Source organism: Candidatus Cloacimonadota bacterium (assembly GCA_011372345.1).
Lineage (GTDB): Bacteria > Cloacimonadota > Cloacimonadia > Cloacimonadales > TCS61 > DRTC01.
Map to the genome: position 1 here is coordinate 1 of DRTC01000673.1, position 7,366 is coordinate 7,366.

The window sequence follows — 7,366 nt, forward strand, 5'->3', positions numbered from 1 at the left end:
GGATAATCTTCAGCTTTAATATCTTTATTAATTAATGAACGAAGAGTTTGTTCATCATCAATGTAGAAGTTGAAGATGATTCCATCTTTTTTGGAACCTTTTATTCTTTTAAACTTTCGATTCAGTTTATATTTGTTCTCTTTCATAATGCATCAGCAAAAAATCATACATCTTCTTATTCACAAAAGTCGTTATTGCTTTTCCTTTCACTTCCATTCCATCAAACGGTGAATACTTCGCTTTTGTTTTAAATTCTTTGGCATCTATTTTCCATTTTTTATTCATATCGATAACCGTCAAATCCGCATAATTCCCAACTTTTATCTCTCCTCTTTTTTGTATATCAAATATTTTGGAAGCATTCTTACTTGTTAATTCTACCAACTTTTCAAGAGATAAATTACCTTTATTCACTTCATTCAAAAGCAAATGCAGACCTGTTTCCAATCCTGGTAATCCGGAAGGTGCTTGTGAGTAGTTGAGTAGTTTTTCTTCCCGTTTATGCGGTGCGTGATCTGTTCCCATAAAATCTATAGTTCCGTCATGAATCGCTTCCCAAAGAGCGATATTGTCCTTTTCAGTTCGTAACGGTGGATTCACTTTTCCGAAATTTCCAACTTTCTCTAAAATCGATTCATTCAACAAAAGATGGTGAGGAGTTACCTCGCAATAAACGGGATTATTTTTTTTATATTTGCGGATAATTTCAATCTCTTCCTTTGTTGAGCAATGTGCAATACAAATCTTATTTCCAACTTTTTCTGCCAGTTCCAGCACGAGTTTTGTCCCTTTTATCGAGCATTGCCTGTTGCGGATCGCATTGTGCTTGAAGACAGTTTTGTAAGGTAGTCTATCTCTCCATTCATTCAAGCAAGTTTGCATTTCAGTATGAACAGTTACGATCTTGTCATATTTTTTTGCGATTTGAAAAATACTCTTTAGAACTTCGTTGTAACTTACTGTATCGTTGTTAGATGAACCTGCTAGAAACACTTTAATTCCAGCAATATCTGTAGATTTCGATACGAGAATTTCTTCAATATCTTTCTGGTTGAAATTTGTAGCACCAATAAAGAATTTGTAATTTATCAGAGTTTTTTTTGCAACTTCTCTTTTTAGATTCAGGTTTATTAAATTTGTAGTTGCAGGAATCGTATTCGGCATATCGAAGACGGTTGTAACTCCGCCTGCCAAAGCTGCTTTGCTGGCTGATAACCAGTCTTCTTTTTCGGATTGCTGCAAATCTCGAATGTGTGTATGCGGATCGATAACTCCGGGAATTACGAGGTTGCCTTTGATATCGATTATTTGGTCGAAGTCTGTTTCTACACACCCCGCGACTGAAGTCGCACCCCTCTCGAGAGGGGAATTTCCACAAGGTTTTATATCGATGATCTTCTCACCTTCGATGATGATGTCTTTGAATCCATTTATAAGTTTACATTTTTTCAGTAATATCTTCATTCTTTCATTCTTTCATTAGAAAGAGACTCTTATTCCGTTTGCTTTCCGATGATAATTTCCGAATTCGGTAAGTTGTTCTACAAGTTTTTTGGGAAGAACAGGACCTTCAACACAAAGTCTGATTCCAAGCGGATCCATTGTGCAGCTTCCACAAATTCCGATCGCACATTTCATATATCTTTCAAACAGAAATTCGTAGTCGATCTCTCCAATTACACCTTGCAGCACTTTCATCATCATTTCCGGTCCGGCAGAATAAATGAAATCGAATTTTTCTTCTGCCAATGATTCTTTGACCAGATCGATGGATGTTCCTTTTCTTGTTAATTTTCCATCCTCCGAAATATTCTGATATTTGATTCCTAATTCTTGAAATTTATCACAAAAAACCAGATCATCTATTGTTCTGGCTCCATTGAAAACAGAGATATCAGCACCTGCTTCCAATAATTTTTTTGTTAAAAAAAACAAGGGAATCGTACCATAACCTCCACCAACCAGTAAAACCTTGCCCTTGGATACAAAAAAAGAGGAACCGAAAGCTCCTCTTATCGATATAAAATCACCTTCTTTTTTTTGAAAAAGACGGGAAGTAAATTCACCGACCTTTTTGACAGTGATAGAAAATTTATCAGCAGTACAATCTGAAACCGACAATGGTTTTTCTCCACCCTCAAAATCTGTTATCATGATGAACTGACCAGGCTTTGCATCTAATTGATGTTGAAAAGTAAAAGTTTTTATATCTTTCGTTTCGGTTTCAATTTTATCAATTTTTAGAGTTATTCTTTTATCCATCTAGATTCCCTTTTCACAAACGAGGACGTTTGTGTTACCTTCACAAACAGGATTGTTTGTTTTATCGTAACTCAAAGCTCCTGCTTTGAGACATTTCCAGTACATCATTTAGTAACACGACCTTTATTTTTTGGTTATAAACAAGGATGTTTGTGTTACAATTTTTCCAATTTTGGAACATTCTCCAAACTCGTATAATCATTCTCATCCAGAAAATCGATAATCTCTTTATTGATCTTATCAAAGACTTCAATTCCTCGATAATAAACAGCAGTTCCAACACCGATGGCAGAAGCTCCAGCCATCACCATCTCGATCGCATCATTTCCTGATGTAACTCCTCCCATTCCGATGATCGGAATTTTTACGGTAGAATATGTTTGATAAATGAGTTTGAGTGCAACCGGCTTAATACAAGGTCCGGAAAGTCCGCCAAATTTATTGAACAGAACCGGTTTCACCATTTTAGTATCGATCAGCATTCCCGGTCCAACCGTATTTATCATACAGAGTGCATCTGCTCCGGCATTTTCTGCTGAAACAGCAATATCAGTGATACTGAGAACATTGGGAGAAAGTTTGGCAATAATCGGAAGTTTGGATTTTGTTTTCACAGCTTTAACAATTTCAAAAACCTTATTTTTGGATGAAGCCAGGGGAATTCCAAACTCATCATAAACATTTGGGCATGATAAATTGAGTTCCAGGAAATCTGCTTTTGAATTGTTTACATATTCAGATAGTTTCAGAAAATCATCTGTATTTGTAGCAAAAACGCTCACAATAACAGGTGTAGCGGAATATTCTTTGAATTCTTTTATTTCAGCAAGTCCATCTGCAATTCCCGGATTACACAATCCCATCGCATTCAGAAATCCGCCTTCAAATTCAGCGACAACCGGTCCTTTATGACCGCTTCTTGGTTCCAAGGTTAATGACTTGGAAGTTACAATTCCGGCACCATTTTCATTACAGACTTTTAATCCTGAAAATGACATATCCATTATACCTGCAGGTAAAACAAGCGGTGATTTTATCTCGACACCTAAAAACTTAGTTTTCAATCTCTTATGCATACACCCGTTCCCGGTTTAGATTTAAAAAATCGAGATTTATTGTGAAAACTTTTAGTAAAAAAAATTAACCTCTGATTTGCTATGTCAAAAAAAAGTAAAAGGATATTGCGTCAAATTTTTTAAAGGAAAATTTAATAAAAATTTCGGGAGATAAACAGAAAGTTTTAGACACGACACCTTATCAGCAGATTTCAGTTTTTTTAAATAGAATGTTAATGAAAATTCGAAAATATTCGATTGGATATTTCAGTTTAGGTTTAGAGAAAATTGATTTGAAACCAATACAGATGAAACGAGTAGAGAAATTACTGAAAAGAAATAAATAATTTCTTTGATACAACTTTAAAACACTGATATATTGATCGTTCTCATCTCCATCAGACTAAAATCGAATGAAGTCAAGACCAATCTTTGCCTTCTACTAACTCGAGTTGCTTAAAATCTCAATCAAGATGATTGAGTTACATCTGCGAAAATAAACGGCTCAATTTTTTTAGTTCATCAATCTTATCTGTTTTTTCCCAGGTAAATTCCGGCAATTCTCTTCCAAAATGTCCATAAGCAGCAGTTTTTTTATAGATCGGTCTTTTCAATTTCAAATGTTCGATGATTTCCTGCGGTTTTAATGGAAATACTTTTCTGATGATAGAAACAAGTTCTTTATCGGAAATCTTTCCGGTTCCAAATGAATCGATCATTACAGAAACTGGTTCTGGAACACCGATCGCATAAGCAAGTTGAACTTCACATTCTTCAGCGAGTTCTGCTGCCACAATATTTTTTGCGATGTATCTCGCCATGTAGGATGCACTTCGATCAACTTTTGAAGGATCTTTTCCTGAAAATGCTCCTCCGCCATGACTTCCCTTTCCACCGTAAGTATCAACGATTATTTTCCTTCCGGTCAAACCTGTATCTGCATGCGGTCCTCCGAGCACGAATCTTCCTGTTGGATTCACAAAATATTTCGTATTTTCATCTATCAATTCAGCAGGAATTATCGGTTTGATCACATGTTCGATCATATCTTTCTCGATTTGATCATGAGAAATTCCATCATTGTGTTGAGTAGAAATAACCACTGCTTCAATCCTAACCGGTATTTTATTTTTATATTCGACCGTAACTTGAGTTTTCCCATCAGGTCGAAGATAATTCACGATATTTTCTTTCCTGATATATGCCAGTCTTTCAGCAAGTTTATGGGCAAACGAGATGGTTATCGGCATCAATTCTTTTGTTTCCCTGCAGGCATATCCGAACATCATTCCCTGATCTCCGGCTCCCTGCTCATGATCTCGCGAAACATCAACTCCTTGAGCAATATCTACTGACTGTCTATCGATTGTCGTTAAAACCGCACAAGTATGAAAATCAATTCCAAAATCCGCATTCGTATATCCGATTTCTTTAATTGTTTGCCGAACAATCCCCGGAATATCTGCATAACAACTTGTTGTAATTTCTCCTCCAACGAGAGCCATTCCGGTTGTTAAAAATGTTTCGCAGGCAACTCTCGCTTCCGGATCACATTTCAGAATCGTATCTAAAATTGCATCGGAAATCTTGTCTGCCATTTTATCAGGATGTCCTTCCGTAACTGATTCTGAAGTAAATAAGTGTTTTTCGTTATTCATTTTTTTTCCTTTAGATATTAGAAATTTGAAGTTAGAAGTTGCTTCCTGAATTTCTTCTTTCATTTTTCCTTTTATCTCTTTTTATTTAAAATTCCTTCACTGGATTTTTCACATTTCTTGGACTCACAATTCAAAATCTCTTTTTTTGTTGTTAAAAGTCGTCCCGGACTAACGCTCAATTCATCAATCCCAAGTCCGATCAATATTGGAATAAAATCCTTTTCCGAAGCGAGTTCACCGCACAAAGCGACTTTTATCCCTTTTTGATGAGCATTATCAATTGTCATCTTGATCAATTGTATAACCGAACGATGATATGGATCATAATAAGATTCTACAGCATCGTTATCTCGATCGACTGCTAATGTATATTGGACGAGATCGTTTGTTCCGATACTTAAGAAATCACATTCTTCCGAAATCAGATCAGAAGTTAAAGCTGCTGATGGAATTTCTATCATCGAACCGATCTGAATATTTCCGTTAAATTCTACATTTTTATTTTCCAGTTCTTTTTTACATTGTTCAATGACCTTTTTTGCTTTAATAACTTCCCCGACTCCCGAGATCATGGGAAACATGATCTTTACATTACCGTAAATATTTGCTCTTAAAATTGCTTTGATTTGAATTTTGAAGATCGGATGATGTTCGAGAGAGAACCTGATACCGCGACAGCCAAGGTTTGGATTTGCTTCATTTTCGATATTCAGTATTTTGGAAAGTTTATCTCCGCCGACATCAATCGTTCTAATTACTAACGGAAAAGGAGCAATTTTTTCAGCAATGTTCTTATATATCCTGTATTGCTCATTTTCAGAAGGAAGTTCTTCTCTATCCAAAAATAAAAATTCCGTTCTGAAAAGACCGATTCCCTCACTTTTAAAATTTACGACCTGTCTTGTTTCAACCGGAATTTCTATATTGCTCATCAAAGTAATTTTTTTACCATCTTTAGTTTTGGATTCCAGATTTATGATTTCCTGAAGTTTTTCCCATTCCGCAGTTTCCATTGCTAATTTTTTTTTGTAATATGAGAGAGTTTCTTTATCCGGTGAAATTATTATTTGCCCATCATTACCATCGATAATAACCTGCTGATCTTCCTGAACTGAATCCAATAAACCGGGAATACCGACCAGAGTCGGTAAATTCATCGATCTGGCGATAATAGAACTATGAGAGGTTTTACTTCCTTTTTCCGTGCAAAGACCTTTGATCTTCTTCTCAAAAACTCTGGTTATCCCGGAAGGTGAAATATTTCTCATGATCAGAATCGAATTCTCATCCAGTTTATTAAGATTATCTGTTTTCTGTTTCAGGATATGACCGAGAAGACGGTAAGCAACATCTTCATAATCATGAGCCCGTTCTGCATAATATTTGTTTTCCATTTTATTAAATAATTTAACGATATCAGTAAAATGGTCATTTATTGCCTGTTCCAGACTCAATAGTTCTTTACTGACCAGGTTGATGATACTTTTTGAGAATTCCGGATCCTGCAATATCATTTTGTGGGTTGTCAGGATTTCTTTGTTTTCCGTTTGAGAAATATCTTCGATCAAGTTATCGATATCTTTGACAACATGTTCGACACTTTTTTCAAATTTTATTAATTCGTCCTCAATTTCATGATGCTGGATCGACTTTTTCTTGATCTGAAGTTTTACTCTATCAACGATTTTTGCCGATCCGATCGCAATCCCAGAGGAAACGATTATTCCTTTAAGTTTTTTCATATAATAACTCGCTACTTGTTTTACAACATTTTCTTGTCATTCTGATGATTTCTTTTGTAATCGATACTGTTTTGCATCTTGTTGTGATCTCTTTAATTTTTTAGTTTGTTTACGCCAAAACTCAAGTTCTTGATCTTGAGCTAATCCTGAAATTTGTATCATCACTTTCTTTGCACCAATCTCTTTTCAGGTAACACATTTAGGTTCATTAGTTATCATACTGAATTACTTCCAATGAAATAGTTATGGGATCTCTTTTCGAATATCTTTTCACCATAATAAATTGTGGTGTTACACTGATTGTTCCTAGTTTCATACGATATTCCCTTTCAGAATAAGATCCTGATTTATCTGGATGAAGGAACTTAAAAATATGATGAACAGAACCATTTCAATGGTTTTCAATTTTACTGCGAAATGTGAGTAAATACAATTGTATTTCATTCTACCTTCATTACAATCCGGATTGTATATGAGTTCTGCATAACTGAGTGTTTTTCAGCAGAATTCAAAAAACATGTCTTTACGAGTTTTTCTTCTTGCTGTTACAAACGAAGCAATCTCTTGCTTCACATTAAGTTAGAGGAGTAGATTGCTTCGCAAGAATTCCTTTGTAAGATACCTCGCAATGACTTTTTCACTAGTTGCA

At 35.3% G+C, this 7,366-nt stretch carries 5 protein-coding genes; all 5 read right to left on the reverse strand.

The window, feature by feature from the left end; translation table 11 throughout:
* Window positions 1–126: 126 nt before the first annotated feature.
* Entirely contained in the window at window positions 127–1,464 is a 1,338-nt protein-coding gene (locus ENL20_12875; protein HHE39442.1) for a dihydroorotase, read from the reverse strand.
* A gap of 15 nt (window positions 1,465–1,479) precedes the next feature.
* The gene (locus ENL20_12880) at window positions 1,480–2,262 is read right to left on the reverse strand and encodes a dihydroorotate dehydrogenase electron transfer subunit (protein ID HHE39443.1); all 783 of its coding nucleotides are present in this window, start codon (window positions 2,260–2,262) and stop codon (window positions 1,480–1,482) included.
* A 155-nt stretch (window positions 2,263–2,417) separates the two neighbouring features.
* The gene (locus tag ENL20_12885) at window positions 2,418–3,338 is read right to left on the reverse strand and encodes a dihydroorotate dehydrogenase (GenBank protein ID HHE39444.1); all 921 of its coding nucleotides are present in this window, start codon (window positions 3,336–3,338) and stop codon (window positions 2,418–2,420) included.
* A gap of 461 nt (window positions 3,339–3,799) precedes the next feature.
* A complete protein-coding gene (locus tag ENL20_12890) occupies window positions 3,800–4,975 on the reverse strand; it encodes a methionine adenosyltransferase (protein HHE39445.1) in 1,176 nt (391 codons plus the stop codon).
* A gap of 71 nt (window positions 4,976–5,046) precedes the next feature.
* Window positions 5,047–6,717, reverse strand: a complete 1,671-nt coding sequence (gene ptsP / locus ENL20_12895; protein HHE39446.1) for a phosphoenolpyruvate--protein phosphotransferase — start codon at window positions 6,715–6,717, stop codon at window positions 5,047–5,049.
* Window positions 6,718–7,366: the final 649 nt, after the last annotated feature.

Coding starts and splice junctions, on each gene's coding strand:
- ENL20_12875 (HHE39442.1), bottom strand. CDS start 1,464: ATGAAGATATTACTGAAAAAATGTAAACTTATAAATGGATTCAAAGAC.
- ENL20_12880 (HHE39443.1), bottom strand. CDS start 2,262: ATGGATAAAAGAATAACTCTAAAAATTGATAAAATTGAAACCGAAACG.
- ENL20_12885 (HHE39444.1), bottom strand. CDS start 3,338: ATGCATAAGAGATTGAAAACTAAGTTTTTAGGTGTCGAGATAAAATCA.
- ENL20_12890 (HHE39445.1), bottom strand. CDS start 4,975: ATGAATAACGAAAAACACTTATTTACTTCAGAATCAGTTACGGAAGGA.
- ptsP (HHE39446.1), bottom strand. CDS start 6,717: ATGAAAAAACTTAAAGGAATAATCGTTTCCTCTGGGATTGCGATCGGA.